Origin of the sequence: Buttiauxella sp. S19-1, from assembly GCF_022134725.1 — a bacterium.
Classification (GTDB): Bacteria; Pseudomonadota; Gammaproteobacteria; order Enterobacterales; family Enterobacteriaceae; genus Buttiauxella; species Buttiauxella ferragutiae.
On the sequence record NZ_JAHWLU010000105.1, the window covers coordinates 1 to 17,338 of the forward strand.

General features: G+C 52.0%; 18 protein-coding genes. 11 read left to right on the top strand and 7 right to left on the bottom strand.

Translation table 11 applies throughout. The annotated features are described in order from the left end of the window. Window positions 1-191 precede the first annotated feature (191 nt). From modA to modC, 3 genes are read left to right on the top strand one after another with little or no spacing between them, the layout of a single operon-like run. Entirely contained in the window at window positions 192-965 is a 774-nt protein-coding gene (gene modA, locus MES37_RS19025) for a molybdate ABC transporter substrate-binding protein (protein ID WP_237932377.1), read from the top strand. Then, a complete protein-coding gene (gene modB / locus MES37_RS19030) occupies window positions 965-1,657 on the top strand; it encodes a molybdate ABC transporter permease subunit (protein ID WP_064548533.1) in 693 nt (230 codons plus the stop codon). Before modA ends, modB begins: the two co-directional genes overlap by 1 nt. Continuing rightward, a complete protein-coding gene (gene modC, locus MES37_RS19035) occupies window positions 1,657-2,715 on the top strand; it encodes a molybdenum ABC transporter ATP-binding protein ModC (protein ID WP_064548531.1) in 1,059 nt (352 codons plus the stop codon). The genes modB and modC overlap by 1 nt, the downstream gene beginning before the upstream one ends. A 41-nt stretch (window positions 2,716-2,756) precedes the next feature. Here the strand turns inward: modC and MES37_RS19040 are convergent, their stop codons facing one another. Then, complete coding sequence (locus MES37_RS19040; RefSeq protein ID WP_064548528.1) at window positions 2,757-3,575, bottom strand: pyridoxal phosphatase; 819 nt, start codon at window positions 3,573-3,575, stop codon at window positions 2,757-2,759. 142 nt (window positions 3,576-3,717) lie between these two features. Here MES37_RS19040 and pgl point away from each other — a divergent pair, with 142 nt between their 5' ends. Next, the gene (pgl, locus tag MES37_RS19045; RefSeq protein ID WP_121814019.1) at window positions 3,718-4,716 is read left to right on the top strand and encodes a 6-phosphogluconolactonase; all 999 of its coding nucleotides are present in this window, start codon (window positions 3,718-3,720) and stop codon (window positions 4,714-4,716) included. A gap of 68 nt (window positions 4,717-4,784) precedes the next feature. Here the strand turns inward: pgl and MES37_RS19050 are convergent, their stop codons facing one another. The 4 genes from MES37_RS19050 to bioA all read right to left on the bottom strand — a co-directional run bounded on the left by MES37_RS19050 (window position 4,785) and on the right by bioA (window position 8,728). After that, on the bottom strand, window positions 4,785-6,083 hold the full coding sequence (locus MES37_RS19050) for a putative acyl-CoA thioester hydrolase (protein ID WP_237932379.1): 1,299 nt from the start codon (window positions 6,081-6,083) through the stop codon (window positions 4,785-4,787). Window positions 6,084-6,194: 111 nt separating this feature from the next. After that, window positions 6,195-6,671 carry a kinase inhibitor gene (locus MES37_RS19055; protein ID WP_064548522.1) on the bottom strand — a complete coding sequence of 159 codons (477 nt, stop codon included), beginning with the start codon at window positions 6,669-6,671 and terminating at the stop codon, window positions 6,195-6,197. A 16-nt stretch (window positions 6,672-6,687) separates the two neighbouring features. Next, window positions 6,688-7,368 (bottom strand): type 1 glutamine amidotransferase domain-containing protein, encoded by a 681-nt coding sequence (locus MES37_RS19060; protein ID WP_121814018.1) that lies wholly within the window; start codon window positions 7,366-7,368, stop codon window positions 6,688-6,690. A gap of 70 nt (window positions 7,369-7,438) precedes the next feature. Beyond that, entirely contained in the window at window positions 7,439-8,728 is a 1,290-nt protein-coding gene (bioA, locus tag MES37_RS19065; protein ID WP_237932381.1) for an adenosylmethionine--8-amino-7-oxononanoate transaminase, read from the bottom strand. A gap of 89 nt (window positions 8,729-8,817) precedes the next feature. On the opposite strand from bioA, the gene bioB reads away from it, so the two are divergent. The 6 genes from bioB (at window position 8,818) to MES37_RS19095 (ending at window position 13,397) form a co-directional block, all read left to right on the top strand. Further along, window positions 8,818-9,858: a biotin synthase BioB gene (gene bioB / locus MES37_RS19070; protein WP_064548515.1), complete on the top strand. Its 1,041-nt coding sequence runs from the start codon at window positions 8,818-8,820 to the stop codon at window positions 9,856-9,858. After that, window positions 9,855-11,006, top strand: a complete 1,152-nt coding sequence (bioF, locus tag MES37_RS19075; protein ID WP_237932383.1) for an 8-amino-7-oxononanoate synthase — start codon at window positions 9,855-9,857, stop codon at window positions 11,004-11,006. The genes bioB and bioF overlap by 4 nt, the downstream gene beginning before the upstream one ends. Continuing rightward, window positions 10,990-11,748, top strand: coding sequence for a malonyl-ACP O-methyltransferase BioC (gene bioC, locus MES37_RS19080; protein WP_237932385.1), 759 nt, complete (start codon window positions 10,990-10,992; stop codon window positions 11,746-11,748). The genes bioF and bioC overlap by 17 nt, the downstream gene beginning before the upstream one ends. After that, window positions 11,741-12,424, top strand: a complete 684-nt coding sequence (gene bioD / locus MES37_RS19085) for a dethiobiotin synthase (RefSeq protein ID WP_121814015.1) — start codon at window positions 11,741-11,743, stop codon at window positions 12,422-12,424. The genes bioC and bioD overlap by 8 nt, the downstream gene beginning before the upstream one ends. A 173-nt stretch (window positions 12,425-12,597) precedes the next feature. Beyond that, window positions 12,598-12,861 (top strand): hypothetical protein, encoded by a 264-nt coding sequence (locus MES37_RS19090; protein WP_232885991.1) that lies wholly within the window; start codon window positions 12,598-12,600, stop codon window positions 12,859-12,861. 17 nt (window positions 12,862-12,878) lie between these two features. After that, window positions 12,879-13,397, top strand: a complete 519-nt coding sequence (locus MES37_RS19095) for a helix-turn-helix transcriptional regulator (protein ID WP_133522453.1) — start codon at window positions 12,879-12,881, stop codon at window positions 13,395-13,397. A gap of 44 nt (window positions 13,398-13,441) precedes the next feature. Here the strand turns inward: MES37_RS19095 and MES37_RS19100 are convergent, their stop codons facing one another. Together MES37_RS19100 and MES37_RS19105 are read right to left on the bottom strand one after the other, a co-directional pair. Next, window positions 13,442-14,152, bottom strand: a complete 711-nt coding sequence (locus MES37_RS19100) for an ABC transporter ATP-binding protein (protein WP_064548506.1) — start codon at window positions 14,150-14,152, stop codon at window positions 13,442-13,444. A 432-nt stretch (window positions 14,153-14,584) separates the two neighbouring features. Then, complete coding sequence (locus tag MES37_RS19105; RefSeq protein ID WP_064548504.1) at window positions 14,585-14,953, bottom strand: hypothetical protein; 369 nt, start codon at window positions 14,951-14,953, stop codon at window positions 14,585-14,587. Between the two features lie 14 nt (window positions 14,954-14,967). Between MES37_RS19105 and uvrB the strand changes: the two genes are divergently transcribed. After that, window positions 14,968-16,983 (top strand): excinuclease ABC subunit UvrB, encoded by a 2,016-nt coding sequence (gene uvrB, locus MES37_RS19110; RefSeq protein WP_064548502.1) that lies wholly within the window; start codon window positions 14,968-14,970, stop codon window positions 16,981-16,983. Window positions 16,984-17,338 lie beyond the last annotated feature (355 nt).

A 17,338-nucleotide genomic window follows, 5' to 3' on the forward strand; every position in this document is an offset into this window, starting at 1 on the left:
GATTTATATATTATCTGAATATAATTCAGGTGCCATATTGGTATTGAATGAAACTTGTCTGGCTTCATGCTCATGTAACAGGCAACCAGGATTTGGATCAAGTTTCCGGCTTTCTTGCCGATAAGTTCTGTAAATTCCTTCTTAGCATCGTTATATTGTGCGCTACATAACGAAACTCAATGGAGTAAAACATGGCTAAGCAGTGGGTACGTCTGGCATTCGGCGCGGCACTGAGCGTCACAATGGCCGCGCAAGCATTCGCCGATAACAACAAAATTACCGTTTTTGCTGCCGCATCGTTAACTAACGCGATGCAGGATATTGCGACCCAATATCAGAAAGGGAAGACGGTCGAAATTGCCTCTTCTTTCGCTTCATCTTCAACGTTGGCGCGCCAAATTGAAGCTGGCGCACCTGCTGATTTATTCATTTCTGCCGACCAGAAATGGATGGATTACGTGGTCGGCAAAGATACGATTAAAGCCGATTCCCGTGAAACACTGCTCGGCAACAGTCTGGTAGTGGTGGCACCTAAAGCCAGCAATATTGGCGATGTTGCGATTAATGCTAAAACTGACTGGGCTGCGTTGCTGAAAGGTGGCCGTCTTGCTGTGGGTGATCCAGACCACGTTCCGGCAGGCATTTATGCCAAAGAAGCGCTGCAAAAATTAGGTGCCTGGGATACGCTATCACCACAATTAGCTCCGGCAGAAGATGTCCGCGGCGCCCTGGCATTGGTTGAACGTGACGAAGCACCGATAGGTATCGTGTATGGTTCCGATGCCGTAGCCAGTAAAGGTGTGAAAGTGGTGGGTACATTCCCTGAAGATTCCCACAAAAAAGTGGAATACCCGATTGCCATTGTGAAAGGCCACGACAACCCAACGGTAAGTGCGTTTTATACTTATCTGAAAGGACCGGAAGCGGCTGCTATCTTCCAACGTTACGGATTTACGACCAAATAATGATATTGACCGATCCCGAATGGCAGGCGGTACTGCTGAGCCTGAAAGTCTCAACCCTTGCGGTGTTGTTTAGTCTTCCTTTTGGGATCTTCTTTGCCTGGGTGCTGGTGCGTTGCCGGTTCCCTGGCAAAGCCCTGCTCGACAGCATTATCCATCTTCCCTTAGTGCTCCCGCCCGTGGTGGTCGGTTACTTATTGCTGATTGCAATGGGGCGACGTGGCGTGATTGGCGCCTGGATTTACGATGTTTTTGGTATCACTTTTGCTTTCAGTTGGCGCGGAGCGGTACTGGCTGCCGCGGTGATGTCCTTCCCGCTGATGGTACGAGCGATTCGCCTGGCGCTGGAAGGCGTAGATATGAAACTCGAACAGGCTGCTCGCACGTTGGGAGCCGGGCGCTGGCGGGTATTTTGCACCATCACGCTACCGTTGACCCTACCGGGCATTATTGCCGGAACGGTGCTGGCGTTTGCCCGTTCACTTGGCGAATTCGGCGCAACTATTACCTTCGTTTCAAATATTCCCGGCGAAACCCGCACTATTCCTTCGGCGATGTACACCCTGATTCAAACCCCTGGCGGCGAAAATGCGGCAGCACGTTTGTGCGTGATTTCGATTGTATTAGCGCTGGTGTCTTTGCTGGTGGCGGAATGGCTGGCACGACAGAGCCGTAAGCGGATAGGGGCAGTCTGATGCTGGAACTCAATTTTGTTCAGACGCTGGGCGAACATCGTCTTGAGATAAACGAAACCTTACCCGGCATGGGCATTACGGCAGTATTTGGCGTTTCAGGTGCCGGGAAAACCTCGCTGATTAATGCGATTAGTGGTCTGACACATCCGCAACAAGGCCGGATCGTGCTTAATGATCGGGTGTTGAGCGACGCAGAAAAGAAGCATTTTCTGGCCCCGGAAAAACGTCGTATTGGTTATGTATTCCAGGACGCACGCCTGTTCCCGCATTACCGCGTGCGTGGCAACCTGAAATACGGTATGCACAGATCCGCCGCAGGGCAGTTCGACAAAATGGTCGCGTTACTTGGTATTGAACCGTTGCTTGAGCGCTTCCCGTGGAGCCTTTCGGGCGGTGAAAAACAGCGTGTGGCGATTGGCCGTGCCTTGCTGACATCTCCAGAACTGTTGTTGCTTGATGAGCCGCTCGCCTCGCTGGATATTCCGCGTAAGCGTGAATTGCTGCCATATTTGCAGCGGCTGGCGCGAGAAATTAACATCCCGATGCTTTACGTCAGCCACTCGCTGGAAGAAATTCTCCACCTGGCAGATAAAGTGCTGGTGCTGGATGCGGGTAAAGTGAAAGCCTTTGGCAATCTGGAAGAAGTGTGGGGCAGTAGCGTGATGCACCCGTGGTTACCGAAAGAGCAGCAAAGTAGCGTGCTCAAAGTGACCGTACTGGAACATCATCCGCATTACGCGATGACTGCACTGGCGCTGGGCGATCAGCATTTGTGGGTCAATAAACTGGATAAACCGTTGCAGGCGTCGTTACGCATTCGCATCCAGGCCTCAGACGTTTCATTGATTCTCCAGCCGCCAGTCAACAGCAGCATTCGTAACGTGTTGCGGGCGAAAGTCGCGCAATGTTATGACGATGAAGGGCAGGTGGAAGTGCAACTGGAAGTCGGGTCGAGAACGTTGTGGGCGCGGATTAGCCCGTGGGCGCGGGACGAGCTAATGATAAAACCGGGGCAATGGTTGTATGCGCAAATTAAGAGTGTTTCGATAACCGCGTGAATTACTGGCGGGCGTGTTTCGCTGCCCGCCAATAAAATTCATTACAACAAATGCTTATAAATCGTCTCGGCGATACCGGTTTCCAGATTGGTGCCAATCACCAAATCGGCACGGGCTTTAATTGCCTCATCGGCATTCCCCATTGCCACACCGAGTCCGGCAGTTTCCAGCATACTCAAATCGTTAAAATTATCGCCAAAGGCAATGACCTGGCTCATTGATAAACCTTGAGATGCAACCCATTGCGCTAAGCGATTGCCTTTGCTGTTGCCACGTTGTGCCACATCAACCTGATCATGCCATGACCACTCACACGACAGACCAAGTTCTTGCTCCACAACCTGTGTGAAGTTTTGCAATTTCACAGTGTCTTCATCAGTCAGCGCAAACTTCCAGATAGCATCCACTTCATGTGCGGCTTCACGCAGAGAATTCACATGGCGGAACACCGGGCGCTGAGATTCTGGCAAGGATTTAGCCCAGTTCTCGGTACGCAAAACATGACCTGTTGGTTCCTGATACAGCATCGCATCATCGACATACATCAACCCATGAACGTTATGGGTATCCAGTAGGTCAATCAACTGGTTAGCTTGTTGAGGCTGCAAAGGATCGGATGAAAGCACCTTTTTTGCATGATAATCATACAAGTAAGTACCGTTACAGCAAATTGCAGGTGTTTCCAGAGCCAGTGCCTGATAAAAAGGATGGATGGCAACGTGATGGCGGCCCGTCACAATGACAACTTTCACGCCAGCGTCACGCGCGCGTTGTAAAGCTGTCAGTGATTCAGGAAGAATGGTTTTTTGCGGCGTGAGTAACGTGCCGTCAAGATCAAGGGCGATTACGCGATAAGTCATTTAGGGTTCCAGTCAAATTCAGAATCATAAGGCCTGTGCCGATGTTACACCGCTTGCGGCGTTGTTCAAAATGACAACACGAAGCGGCAAAACGCACTACCCTTGTGACTATTACTCAAGACGTTGGGAGGAGAGATAATTCATGAAACAAACTGTTTATACCGCCAGCCCGGAAAGCCAGCAAATCCACGTTTGGCAACTTAATTCTGGCGGCGAGCTTACGCTGGTTCAGGTAGTGGACGTGCCAGGACAGGTTCAGCCGATGGTGATAAGCCCTGACAAACGTTATCTGTACGTGGGAGTACGCCCCGAGTTTCGTGTGATTGCTTTCCGCATTGCGCCAGATGACGGCATGCTTACCGAAGCCGGTGTCACGTCAATTCCGGGCAGCCCAACGCACATTTCGACCGACCATCAAGGCCGTTTCCTGTTCAGCGCATCTTACAATGCGGGCAGCGTCAGTGTGGTGAGCCTGGCTAACGACGGTCTGCCTGGCGAGGTTGTCGATGTGGTGGAAGGTTTAGAAGGTTGCCACTCCGCCAATATTTCCCCGGACAACCGCACCTTGTGGGTTCCGGCATTGAAGCAAGATCGCATCTGCCAGTTTACTCTGTCTGAAGACGGCCATCTGGTCGCGCAAACCCCGGCAGAAGTGACCACCGTTGAAGGTGCTGGGCCACGCCATATGGCGTTCCACCCGAATCAGCAATACGGTTATTGCGTTAACGAATTGAACGGTTCTGTGGATGTGTGGGAACTGAAAAATACCCTGGGAAAAATTGAGTGCGTGCAGACGCTGGATATCATGCCTCCAGGTTTCTCTGATACCCGTTGGGCGGCTGATATCCATATCACGCCTGATGGTCGGCATCTCTACACTTGCGACCGCACTGCCAGCATTATCACGGTATTTAGTGTTTCTGAAGATGGTAGCGTTCTGGCAGTGGAAGGCTACCAGCCGACTGAGAGCCAACCGCGTGGCTTCAACGTTGATCACTCAGGTAAATATCTGATTGCTGCAGGCCAGAAATCGCACCATATCGCGGTTTATCAAATCACGGGTGAGCAAGGTTTGCTTGAAGAGAAAGGCCGCTATGCTGTAGGGCAGGGGCCGATGTGGGTGGTGGTTAACGCAGTATAACCATTTGATTATGCTGATAAAAAACCTCGCAATTGCGAGGTTTTTTGTTTTAAGCCATGGGCTTAATATTAGTGGGTAACGACTTGGCTACCTACGCCACGGTTGTTGAACTCCCACAGGCGGTTTGCGTTAGCGTCGTTCAGGTCGCGCTGGATTTCGCCTTTCTCGCCTTTAGTACCGATGTTACCGGTGAACGGACGTTTAGAACCTACGGCATCGCCCCACGGTTTCGCGTTGTTGAAACCTTCGTTGATCACGCTGTCACGGATAACCACCTGGCCGTTTGAAGTCTGGCCTGCGGCATAACCGTTTTCAGTGGCTTCAACATCCCAGGCGCGGCCCAGTTGTGCAAGGTTCTCGCCAGCAGCTGAGAAGCGGCTGTTAATTGCCAGGAAGCCGTAATAAATGTTTGGCTGAGTTGCCGGAGCAAATACCGAGCCTTCTTGCGTACGGCTGTTTACCAGGCGGAAATCGGTGTTATCAAACACCACTGCACCTCGGCCGGCAACCACATCCACATCGCCTTCAATGTAGCTGTTAGTTACCAGGGTGCGCGGTTGACGGTCAGTCAACAGGCGGTTTTGCACGTCGCTGTTGGTGACGAAGAAGGTGTTCTGACGGCCCAGCAGGTGAACATTGTTCAACTGCACTTTGTCGCCATCAGTACGCAGCGCGACGGCCTGATGATTAGACGCATCAACGCTGTCACCCAGGGTGTTGGCGATAGTCAGGTTCTGCATCTGCAAACCATTGTTCTGTGACCAGACCGCGGCAGAACACATGATACCGACGGTTGCAGTGCGCTTGCTCTGGCAGCTATCAAACATGTACCAGGCTGGTTTACCCGGCATATATTTGCCTGCTGGGTTAACGGCACGGCGCCAGGTATTCACGTCGATTTCAGAATCCAGTGGCATGGTGATTTTGACATCAGCAGCGTTATCAGTGGTGCCGTACAGCGTCACGCTGCCAGAACCCGCAGGAATATAAACGGTACCGGCGTACTCGCCCGGCTGAATCGCAATGTACAGGCGATTGTTGCTGTGTTTCATCATGGCGGCATCAACGGCGGCCTGAATAGACGTATGCGTTACACCTGCCCCACCCGCGGCACCGACAACAAAGTCAGGCTGCTGAGGAAGGCGAATCGAGGAAGGAGTCCATGGAGCTTCATCTTTATTCTTAGATGAGAAGTAGCGCGCCTGAACAAAGTTCTGCGCTTCATCGGACGATAAAATCGGGCGAGATTGAGTGCCTGGTGCTGCTTGTGTAGAAGGGCGTTCTGCCGACGGTGTTGAGCTACAGGCCGACAAAGCCACAGCAAAAGCGAGCACAGCTGCCCGACGAGAAACCGAAAATGTGTTCAAGGCTTGCTCCTTGCAATGCAATTTTAAAATGGGGTCTTAAAGCCTGCTTTTTTATACTAAGTTGAGTGAAACAGGAAGCCGATTGTGCAAATCGGCTTCATAAAAAGCGGACTATCTGAACATTGCGGTGATAGAGGCACTGGCTAAAGAGTGGAAATGGACGTTAAAGCCGACCATGGCGCCGGATGCATTTTCATCAACCTCAAGCTGTTCCACGTCGAGGGCATACACGGTAAAGATATAGCGATGAGTTTCGCCTTTCGGCGGTGCTGCTCCACCGTATCCCGCTTTGCCGAAATCGGTGCGTGTCTGAATCGCAGGTTCGGGTAACTCCACTAAATTTGAGCCAGAACCTTGCGGCAATACGCGGGTATCAGCAGGAAGATTCACCACTACCCAGTGCCACCAGCCGGAGCCCGTCGGCGCGTCCGGGTCATAACAGGTGACGACAAAACTTTTGGTTCCGCTCGGGACTTCATCCCAGGCAAGATGCGGGGAAATGTTGTCGCCCTGGTAACCCATGCCGTTAAAAACGTGGCGTGCGGGAAGTTTGTCGCCTTCCTTAATATCCTGACTAAAGAGTTTCATAGCCGAACCTTCCTTACTAGAGTTTCAATAGTTTAAGCAGTTCTTCGGCCGCTACAGCTGACGACGCCGGGTTTTGCCCGGTCACCAGATGCCCGTCGACCACCGCGTACTCGCCCCAGTCATCAGTGCGCTCGAATAGCCCACCGGCTTTTTTCAGCTCATCTTCCACCAGGAATGGCACGATGGCGGTTAAGCCAACGCCATCCTCTTCGCTATTGGTAAAACCGGTCACCCGTTTGCCTTTCACCAGCGGTGACCCATCCGGTTTTTTCACCTTGCGTAACACGCCTGGCGCATGACAAACCGCGGCAACAGGCTTACCCGCCGCCCAAAACTGTTCAATCAATGTGATCGAGTGTTCATCTTCTGCCAAATCCCACAATGGCCCGTGGCCGCCGGGGTAAAACACCGCATCAAAATCTTCAGCGCGGATGGTGGCAAGCTTTTCAGTATTAGCTAACCGCTTTTGTGCGTCAGTATCATGACGGAAACGGCGAGTGTCGTCGGTTTGTGCATCCGGCTCATCACTTTTGGGATCAAGCGGCGGTTGGCCACCTTGTGGTGAAGCGAGAGTAATATTCAGACCTGCGTCACGAAAGACATAATACGGCGCGGCAAACTCCTCAAGCCAAAAGCCTGTGGGTTTGCCGGTATTGCCCAGTTGATTGTGCGAGGTTAAAACCATGAGGATTTTCATTTGACTCTCCCGGTTGGGCGCATGAAAAGATCCTCGAAGTGTAGTGCATCTGTGAGCGGCTTGCTGGTGCTCAGCTTTTGAAGAAGGCCGGGTTTTCTACCGCATTCGTTACGGCGGTGATCAATTTTGCTAGCTGTTCATGCGTGATGACGTAAGGTGGCATCAGATAAATCAGGCGGCCAAATGGACGGATCCACACGCCTTGCTCAACAAAGAACGCCTGAAGTGCAGCCATATCCACCGGATGATGCGTTTCCACCACGCCAATGGCCCCAAGCACGCGCACATCTGCTACTTGCTCACAATTCTGCAAGGGTTTAAGCCCTTCCAGTAACTGCTGTTCCAGAGCATTAACTTGCTGCTGCCAGTGGCCTTCTTCCAGCAAGGTGAGGCTTTCGGTCGCGACCGCACAGGCCAGCGGATTGCCCATAAACGTCGGGCCATGCATAAAGCATCCGGCTTCGCCGTCGCTAATGGTATCGGCAACCTGGCGCGTGGTGAGCGTGGCGGAAAGCGTCATCGTGCCGCCGGTCAGCGCTTTACCAAGGCACAGAATATCCGCTGAAATCCCTGCATGTTCGCAGGCAAACAATTTGCCTGTACGACCAAAGCCGGTCGCTATCTCATCGGCAATCAGCAATATGCCTTCGCGGTCGCACATGCGGCGGATTCGACGCAGCCATTCAGGGTGATAAAAGCGCATGCCGCCCGCGCCCTGGACGATGGGTTCGAGGATAACGGCGGCAATTTCATGACGATGGGCGGCCATCAAACGGGCGAACGGCACGATGTCCATTTCATTCCATTCGTCGTCAAAACGGCAATCTGGTGCAGGGGCAAATAAATGTTCAGGGAGATAACCTTGCCACAGGCTGTGCATCGAGTTATCCGGGTCACACACTGACATCGCACCAAATGTATCGCCATGATAACCATGACGGAAAGTCAGGAAACGCTGGCGTGGTTCGCCTTTTGCGTGCCAGTACTGCAACGCCATTTTCATCGCCACTTCAACGGCGACAGAGCCGGAGTCGGCAAGGAAAACGCATTCAAGATTTTCCGGCGTCATGGCGACCAGTTTACGACACAGTGCCACCGCGGGTGGGTGGGTGATACCGCCGAACATCACGTGTGACATCTGGTCAATCTGGTCTTTCATCGCCTGGTTTAAACGCGGGTGATTGTAGCCATGAATCGCCGCCCACCAGGACGACATCCCGTCAACAAGGGCTTTACCATCAGCAAGTTGCAGTTCGCAGCCCGTAGCCGCTACCACCGGATAAACCGGTAACGGTTGGGTCATAGACGTGTACGGGTGCCAGATATGTTGTTGGTCGAACGCTAAATCAGCAGGGGTCATAGGGTGACTTGTAAACCATTTAAAAAAGATTTAGGTTTACAAGTATAACGTCAATCAACGGCTAACAACACCCTTTTTGGAGACGCCCAATGGCTCACCACGCACGCTGGTCAATGTCGCAGGTCACTGCTTTATTTGAAAAACCTTTCCTCGAACTGATGTTTGAAGCACAACAAGTTCACCGTCAGCACTTCGATCCCCGCCATGTTCAGGTCAGTACCTTGCTGTCGATTAAAACCGGCGCATGCCCGGAAGATTGCAAATATTGCCCTCAAAGTGCGCGATACAAAACTGGGCTGGCATCCGAACGCTTGATGGAAGTTGAGCAAGTTCTCGACTCGGCGCGTAAAGCGTTGAACGCCGGTTCTACCCGTTTCTGCATGGGTGCTGCCTGGAAAAACCCTAACGATCGCGACATGCCGTACCTTGAGCAAATGGTGCAAGGCGTGCGCGAAATGGGGCTGGAAACCTGCATGACGCTGGGCACGTTAACCGGTGCGCAAGCAGATCGCCTGGCCGCTGCAGGGCTGGATTACTACAATCACAACCTCGATACCTCGCCAGAATTTTACGGCAATATTATTACCACGCGTACCTACCAGGAGCGCCTCGACACACTCGACAAAGTGCGCGATGCCGGGATTAAAGTCTGCTCCGGCGGCATTGTTGGGCTGGGTGAAACCGTAACCGACCGCGCAGGGTTGTTGCTGCAACTTGCCAATCTGCCGACGCCGCCTGAGAGCGTGCCAATCAACATGCTGGTGAAGGTGAAGGGCACACCGATGGCCGATAACGAAGACGTCGATGCATTTGATTTTATTCGCACCATCGCGGTGGCGCGCATCATGATGCCAGGGTCTTTCGTGCGCCTTTCTGCCGGGCGCGAGCAGATGAGTGAACAAACTCAGGCCATGTGTTTCATGGCGGGTGCCAATTCCATTTTCTACGGCTGCAAACTGCTGACCACGCCAAATCCGGAAGAAGACAAAGACCTGCAATTGTTCCGCAAGCTGGGCCTAAACCCGCAGCAAACCACCACCCACGCGGGCGATAACGAACAGCAACAACAACTGGCCGAACAGTTGCTCACCGCGGATACGGAGAATTACTACAATGCGGCGGCTGTATGACCTGGCAGCAACGTATCGACAGTGCGCTTGAGCAACGGCGGGCAAATGACAGTTTCCGAATCCGCCAGGTTAATCAACAAGGTAGCGGGCGCTACCTTGTGCAAAACCAAACCCGCTATCTGAATTTTTCCAGCAATGACTATCTGGGAATGAGCCACCACGCGCAGGTGATTCAGGCCTGGCAGCAGGGAGCCGAGACTTACGGTGTCGGCAGCGGCGGTTCCGGGCATGTCACGGGCTACCACGAGACGCACCAGCAATTTGAACAACAGCTTGCCGACTGGCTTGGGTTTCCCCGTGCGCTGCTGTTTATTTCCGGTTTTGCGGCGAACCAGGCGCTGATTGCCGCGCTAACGGAAAAATCGGATCGAATTATTGCCGATAAACTCAGCCACGCCTCGCTGCTGGAAGCGGCAATAAACAGCCCTGCACAGTTGCGGCGCTTTACACATAATGATGTGCCATCGTTGCAAGCTTTGCTGGCGCATCCCCATCAAGGCCAACAACTGGTGGTAACCGAAGGGGTCTTCAGCATGGATGGCGATGCCGCACCGTTGGCTGAAATCGCGCAGATAAGCCGTAATGCAGGGGCTTTGCTGATGGTCGATGATGCGCATGGCATCGGGGTTATGGGCGAAGAAGGGCGCGGAAGTTGTGACCAGCAACAGATCAAACCGGATTTATTAGTCGTCACTTTTGGCAAAGCTTTTGGTGCCAGCGGGGCCGCGGTACTGTGCAGTGAATCACTGGCTGATTATTTGCTGCAATTTGCCCGTCATCTGATTTACAGCACCGCCATGCCGCCCGCACAGGCGTGCGCGTTATCGGCGGCATTGAATGTTATTCGTCACGATGAGTCCAGACGTGCGCAATTACGCGCCAATATTGCCCATTTCCGATCTGGGGCAGCACAGCTGCCGTTGAAATTAATGGCTTCGCAAACCGCGATCCAGCCATTAATTGTGGGTGAAAATCAGGCTGCGGTGAACCTCGCTTCCACCATGCGTGAGCGCGGATTTTGGATGACGGCGATTCGCCCGCCAACGGTTCCACCGGGCACCGCCAGGCTGCGTGTGACGCTGACCGCCAGCCACACCGCTGATGATATCGACAAGCTTCTGGAGGCGCTGTATGACGCAACTCGTTAACAAAGCCGCTGTCGCAGCCGCTTTTGGACGCGCGGCACCCACCTATGACAGCCACGCCGAGCTACAGCGCATCAGCGGCGGATTTCTTACCGATATGCTTGAAGGCCGACGTATCTCCACGATGCTGGACGCCGGGTGTGGTACCGGCTGGTGCAGCCGCGTATGGCGTGACAAAGGCTGCCATGTGACGGCGTTAGATCTCTCTGCTGCAATGCTGAATTATGCGGCACAACGTGAGTCGGCAGATTGTTATCTCGAAGGTGACATCGAAGCCATCGCACTTCCTGACGGGCAAGTCGATTTAGCCTGGAGCAACCTGGCGGTGCAATGGTGCAGTGATTTACACAGTGGATTGAGTGAGCTTTATCGCATCACCCGCTCGGGAGGATGTGTGGCATTTACTACGCTTGCGGCGAACTCATTAAGTGAGCTACATACCGCATGGCACGCGGTAGACGAACGTTCACATGCCAATCAATTCCTCTCGATTGAGCAGATTCAGCAGGCTTGTGAAGGCTGGCGTTGTTCTCTACAAATTCATGAGATTAGCCAATTTTACCCAAGCGTAATGAGTGCCATGCACTCGCTAAAAGGCATTGGCGCAACACACCTTCATGACGGACGAAAAGCGTCATTGATGACCCGTCAGCAATTGCAAAAATTAAGTCTCGCCTGGCCGCAAAAAGAGGGGCAATTCCCTCTGACATGGCAGCTCGTTTGTGGAGTAATAGAACGTGATTAAACGATGGTTTGTGACCGGAACCGATACCGAAGTCGGTAAAACAGTCGCCAGTTGCGCCTTGCTGCAAGCCGCCACACAGGCGGGTTACCGTACGGCAGGTTATAAGCCGGTAGCGTCGGGAAGCGAAATGACGGCTGCGGGTATCCGCAATAGCGATGCACTGGCATTGCAGCGCAATAGCAGCGTCAAAGTAGACTATGACCAGGTGAACCCTTTTGCTTTTTTGGAACCGACGTCACCACACATTGTCAGTGCGTTGGAAGAGCGGCCTATTGAATTTTCACAGCTATCTCTGGGGCTGGAAGCGCTGGCTTCGCAAGCTGACTGGTTACAGGTTGAAGGAGCGGGAGGCTGGTTTACGCCACTTTCGCAGACCGCCACTTTTGCTGATTGGGTTATCCAGCAGCAACTGCCGGTGATCCTGGTTGTTGGGGTGAAACTGGGATGTATTAACCACGCCATGCTAACGGCACATGCGGTGCGGAGTGCAGGGCTGCATCTGGCGGGGTGGATTGCCAACGACGTTCAGCCAACAGGCAAACGTCACGCAGAATACATCGCGACGTTACGTGACGTTTTAAACGCCCCGATGTTGGGTGAAATTCCGTTTTACCCGCAACTTAATGAGCAAAGCCCTCTCGGCAGCCATCTGGATATTTCACTTCTTTCTGCATAACTCGCAAATCTTGTGTTCCTTTCTGCAACGCCCGATAAATTTTTCGGGCGCTATTCCTGAATCCGTTGTTGCCCAAAACATCTCCTTGAAGAAACGCTGAGTGCGAGTAAATTACTTTTCAATTCCATGTTGTCACATGACAACTTTTTTGAGAGTATAGCCAGGAGGTTTTTATGAAGCGGCGTTTGCACCCGAATAAGGATATTGAAGCAGCATTGAGTTATGCGGAGTGTCAGGGCTGGCGGGTCCAGCCTGGTGGTTCGCATTGCTGGGGGAAGATGTATTGTCCGTGGAATGACAAAGCCTGCCGGTGCGGTGAGTTTTGTATTAGTTGTATCTGGAGTACGCCGCGCAGTGCGTACAACCATGCCAGGCAAATACGTCTTGTCGTTGATAACTGTAGTCAGCAAAGTACGCCGGCCATTATCAGACATTAAGTTTCAAGGAGCAGAACATGTCAGAATTTAGTTTCACATTGATTTTTACCTTGCCAGAAAAAAGCCAGGATCCTGCTGAGTGGGTAGAGGCGTTAGGCGCACAAGGCTGCGATGACGCACTGGTTGGCGTGGGGGTGACCGGGCGCATTGCATTGAATTTCATGCGTGAAGCGCAAGAGGCAAAGCAGGCCGTTGTTTCCGCCATTAAAGACGTGAAACGTATTATTCCAGGTGCGGTGTTGGTCGAAGTGATGCCTGACCTGGTTGGACTAACCGATATTGCCGAACTGCTGGGGTTTTCGCGTCAGTACATGCGTAAAGTGATGGTCAGCCGGAACGCGTTTCCTCAACCAGTGCACGACGGTAAAACCGCTATTTGGCATCTGGAACCGGTGTTGCGCTGGATGCGTGAAGCTGGGGTGTCAAAAGTCCCTTTGCCGTTGGTAGAGCTTTCAGCCGTGACACGGCAATGCAATTTACAACGGGAACTCGCCGATCTCGATGATGATTTACAGAAGCAACTCGGGCAGTTGTGACGGCAGAACCGGATTAACCCATCATGCCGTCGATTGATACACCATCATGGGTCAATCCAACTAGAAACCAGTTTGTCGTCCAGCATTGCGACATGACCCTGAGCGACGTTTCGTCCACGGTGGAGCAAACAGAAACGGTCTGCTACACGACGAATAAACGGCAACCGCTGTTCTACTAACAGGATAGTTAATCCAAAGTCACGGCTTAAACGTCGGATGATATTGCTGAGATCATGAATAAACCGCTGGCCGCTGCCAAAAGTCGGTTCATCCAGAATCAACAGTTTCGGCTCGGTCACCAGCGCCCTTGCTAATGCCAGTTGCTGCTGAAGATCGCCTGACAGCTCGCCACCGCGCACATGGCGCAAGCTATAAAGTTCAGGGAACAGTTCATAGATCATCGATGGGATCGCCCGCGTCCGCACACGGGCAGCTAACAGCGCAATTTGCAGGTTCTCCTCAACGCTCAGTTGGGAAAAGATGCGTCTGTCCTGGGCGACATAACTCATCCCAAGAGCCGCCCGGCCTTCAATAGGTTGGGTCAGCAAATCTTGTGGAGGATGCCCTGCCTCAAGCCAGGTCATACTGCCACTTTGTACGGGCAGGTAACCAGTGATGCAGTTAACCAGCGTTGTTTTGCCCATTCCTGGCGCACCTAACACACAGGTACATTCGCCTGGAGTCAGCTCAAGATCCAGGTTCCACAGAATATGGCTCTCACCATAAAACTGATTAACAGCTCGCAGACTCAACATCGATATTCTCCTTCGGATCGGGTTAACAGCGCAGCGTGGCGTCCACTACTCAAACCAGGACAAGTAAAACTGTGCAATTCCCTTGCCATGAACCTTTTTGCGCGGCAGAACATGGCAACTTTGAGAAAAGGCTCATGAAAAAGGTTGAAGAAACCTTCGTCGCCTACAACTCGAAAAGACGAATGCACTCTGTCAGTGCTGGTCACTGCCAGGGATGGTGCAAGAGAGCAGAGTTGCTCCATGATAATGCGCAATTCGTGAGCAGGATCATAAGAAAAGGTGGCTCATCTTTAAGCAAAAATAAGACAAAAATAATGATGAAAAATATTTTTGATGCCACTCACAGAGATTTTAGGGTTTTTTGCGGTCTGCGCTGCAAAAGGGCTGAGAGCAGTTATCCACTATTCCTGTGGATAACCATGTGCATTAGAGTTAGAGAACTTGCGGTAAGCGAGGACTGGCGCGGCTTGCACATGAATTGGCGCTAAACCAGACTTTATCAAATAGCTGTTTAAAATTAATGAGTTGAATAAAATCAATCGCTGCAATAAAAGTGCCACAGATGTTCCTTGCGCTTTTATGACACTGCTTGACAAATGTTAAAAGGTAAAAAAATCTGGGGATAACCATTTTAGTCAGCTGAAATATCTGAGGGAGGAATGTTTTACCGGTAAACCAAACGGCAAAAAGAGGCCGTATCATAAACTTTTGTGCAAGGAACTGGTTTTTCATCCAGTATCTTTTTCTGGCAAAATTTCCTGTGCTGAGTAAAATTATCCTCCGGCCCGCTCGTTTCTTCATCAGGTAGCCTCTTCATGAGTAAAGCATTCAAATTAAATTCAGCATTCAAACCTTCTGGCGATCAGCCAGAGGCCATTCGCCGCCTTGAAGAGGGGCTACAAGACGGGCTTGCCCATCAGACACTGTTAGGTGTGACAGGCTCCGGTAAGACCTTTACCGTGGCGAACGTGATTGCAGATTTGCAACGCCCCACCATGGTGCTGGCACCGAACAAAACCCTTGCGGCGCAGTTGTATGGCGAGATGAAAGAGTTCTTTCCGGATAACGCGGTTGAGTTCTTTGTTTCCTACTACGATTACTACCAGCCTGAAGCCTACGTCCCGAGCTCCGATACTTTTATCGAAAAAGATTCCTCGGTGAATGAACATATCGAGCAGATGCGCCTGTCAGCCACCAAAGCGTTACTCGAAAGGCGTGATGTGATTGTGGTGGCTTCGGTGTCGGCGATATACGGCCTGGGCGATCCGGATCTCTACCTGAAAATGATGCTGCATCTCACCAAAGGGATGATCATCGATCAGCGCTCTATTTTGCGCCGTTTGACCGAACTGCAATACACCCGTAATGACCAGGCTTTCCAGCGCGCGACTTTCCGTGTGCGTGGGGAAGTCATCGACATCTTCCCGGCAGAGTCAGACGATTTAGCGTTACGGGTCGAATTGTTTGATGAAGAAGTGGAACGGCTTTCACTATTCGACCCCCTGACCGGGCAAATAGACCAGGTGATTCAGCGCTTCACCATTTACCCTAAATCACATTACGTCACCCCGCGTGAACGTATTGTGCAAGCCATGGAAGAAATTAAGGTGGAACTGGCTGACCGTAAAAAGGTCTTGCTGGCGAACAACAAACTGCTTGAAGAGCAGCGCCTGTCGCAACGTACTCAATTCGATTTAGAGATGATGAACGAACTGGGCTACTGCTCTGGGGTAGAAAACTATTCGCGCTTCCTGTCGGGGCGTGGCCCTGGCGAGCCACCACCAACGCTTTTCGATTATTTGCCTGCTGATGGCCTGCTGGTGGTCGACGAATCCCACGTGACTATTCCGCAAATCGGCGGCATGTACAAAGGTGACCGGGCGCGTAAAGAAACCCTGGTGGAATACGGCTTCCGTCTGCCATCAGCACTCGATAACCGCCCGCTGAGATTTGAAGAGTTTGAAGCGCTGGCTCCGCAAACCATCTATGTTTCGGCAACACCCAGCAATTACGAGCTGGAAAAATCAGGTGGTGATGTTGTCGATCAGGTTGTCAGGCCAACGGGTTTGCTGGACCCGATTATCGAAGTGCGTCCGGTTGGCACCCAGGTTGACGACTTGCTTTCCGAGATTCGTAAACGTGTTGAAATCAACGAACGTGTTTTGGTCACCACGCTGACCAAACGTATGGCCGAAGATTTGACAGAGTATCTGGAAGAGCATGGCGAGCGGGTGCGTTATCTGCACTCAGATATCGATACCGTCGAGCGTATGGAGATCATTCGTGATTTGCGCCTTGGCGAGTTCGACGTGCTGGTAGGCATCAACTTGCTACGTGAGGGGTTGGATATGCCTGAAGTGTCGCTGGTGGCCATTCTGGATGCCGATAAAGAAGGTTTCCTGCGTTCTGAGCGTTCGCTCATTCAGACCATTGGTCGTGCGGCACGTAACATCAACGGTAAAGCCATTCTGTATGGTGACAAAATCACCCCGTCCATGGCAAAAGCGATTAGTGAAACGGAGCGTCGCCGTGAGAAACAGCAACGATACAACGAAGAAAATGGCATTACGCCGCAGGGGCTGAACAAGAAAGTGGTGGATGTGCTGCAGCTTGGCGAAGGCATGGCGAAAACCAAAGGCCGGATGAAGAGCAAAGCGCGCAGCGTGATTGAAGATGATGAAATCATCCTGACGCCGAAAGCCCTGCAACAGAAAATTCATCAACTGGAAGCGAAGATGCTGGAGCATGCGCAGAATCTGGAATTTGAAGAAGCAGCACAACTCCGTGACCAGTTGCACGAGTTACGGCAATTGTTTATCGCTGCGTCGTAACGGGTGGCTGTAGCTAACGCTAATCCACCTCACGAAATCATGCACTTGTAGGTCGGATAAGCGCAGCGTCATCCGACAAAACTGATGCAAACGGTGGATGACGCAATCGCTTATTCACCCTACAACGACTCACGAAATCATGCACTTGTAGGTCGGATAAGCGTAGCGTCATCCGACAAAACTGATGCAAACGGTGGATGACGCAATCGCTTATCCACCCTACAACGACTCACGAAATCATGCACTTGTAGGTCGGATATGCGCAGCGTCATCCGACAAAACTGATGCAAACGGTGGATGACGCAATCGCTTATCCACCCTACAACGACTCACGAAATCATGCACTTGTAGGTCG